Genomic DNA, 1,471 nt, shown 5'->3' on the forward strand with positions numbered 1-1,471 from the left:
ACTCTTTGTTGCCTACATGGATGTCATAGGTAGGTACTTAAGAAAAACATTAAGTACAGCCTTAAAAATTTGGCTCTACCCCATACTGAAATACTCCTGTTTTTCGATCGCGTTTGGGGTGTGCCCTAGCTGCATTTTTCCTCAGAAAGTCAAATGCTCCATTAACTGCATTTAACAATCCTTTCCTATGCTTCCTAATAATCGCTGTTAATATGCCAATCCACCAAACACCCGTTGTTTTTGCTACTGTCATTGTAGACATTTCAGTTTTGAATATCTTTTCAATACAGCCAGTTAAAAACCTTTTAAGCGTGGTTACTATTAAACTTACATAAATTAGCGCCTCTTGTAAGGTTGCGTTTGATGTTTGAAAGCCGCGTAAATTATTATAAGACTTACACTCCTTAAAAAGTAATTCAACCTGCCAGCGTAACCTATATAATTTGCCTATTTCAGTCGCTGTAAATTCATCAATAGATAAATTAGTGACTAAAAATGTATATTGTTTTTCTTTTTTTGACCAATACCCAACGACTCTTGTTAGCTTGTTTTTTATGCTAACATTCATATCAATAAGATCATTTTTAGGTAATTCGGGGAGCAATTCACATAACTTTGGGGAATGACTTCCTGTTAATTCCTGTCCATTTTGCTTAAAAGCATTATGTACTCTGACTGCTTTTAACCCCTTAGCTCTTAATACGTAAAATCCTCCTGCTTTATCTAATTCATGAATATAACTACCTGAATAATACCCTCTATCAGCAAGTAACAACTGTCCTTTCAACTCTTTAAATGTTGGAAGTTCTTCACGTTCAGAATAACTGTCTGGTGTTATACCTGCTTTTTCAAAGCAACCTTGCGTTAAATTTAAAGTAGCATGCAATTCAATCGCTGCTGGACACGTATTTGAAAATCGCCCAGGAAAAACATCTTTTAAAGAACGATGAAGCATAATAGAGCTACCGTCCTGAATTAAAATATTCTCAAACTTGAACAAATCTTTTTTAGTGTACTTAAGCGCATCATTTATCCAACAATTAAAAACTCTATTTGTTACCTCTCGCATTAGTTCAGCTAGTTCAGGTTTAACTAACTGGTTATGAAAAGGCTTATACTTAATAGACTGCCCTGTTAGCTGATTATAAACTCTTAATATTTCGGATAAATAGATCGTTTTTTTATCCCCAAGCGCAGCAACAAGACTAACAACCATATGAAATGCGGTAATATTTCTTTCTCTTTTAGTAAATGCTACTTGTTTACCAAGTCGGTTCAGTTTTTTTTCACTTAGGATACTTTTTAACTTATTAATAAAAATGTTAGCATTCATTTGAAGCTCTTTTCTTGATTCTGTGGTTTGTGTGGTAACAACCATTTGATCATGAATTGAGCTTCAACTCAATTTCTTAAGATCTTACCTATGACATGGATGTAGGTAAGGGGCGTGAGCAGGACGCGGAAGCTTTGC

At 34.7% G+C, this 1,471-nt stretch carries 1 protein-coding gene; it reads right to left on the reverse strand.

Annotated features, from left to right (window positions below):
• Positions 1–61: 61 nt before the first annotated feature.
• Positions 62–1,333: an IS4 family transposase gene (locus tag QL995_RS21600; RefSeq protein WP_024590080.1), complete on the reverse strand. Its 1,272-nt coding sequence runs from the start codon at positions 1,331–1,333 to the stop codon at positions 62–64.
• Between the last annotated feature and the right edge of the window lie 138 nt (positions 1,334–1,471).

This window comes from Pseudoalteromonas sp. APC 3358, assembly GCF_030408075.1.
Lineage (GTDB): Bacteria > Pseudomonadota > Gammaproteobacteria > Enterobacterales > Alteromonadaceae > Pseudoalteromonas > Pseudoalteromonas arctica.

What these genes read in the sequence shown, in the direction of transcription:
- QL995_RS21600 (WP_024590080.1), bottom strand. Translation starts at nt 1,333, where the DNA reads ATGAATGCTAACATTTTTATTAATAAGTTAAAAAGTATCCTAAGTGAA.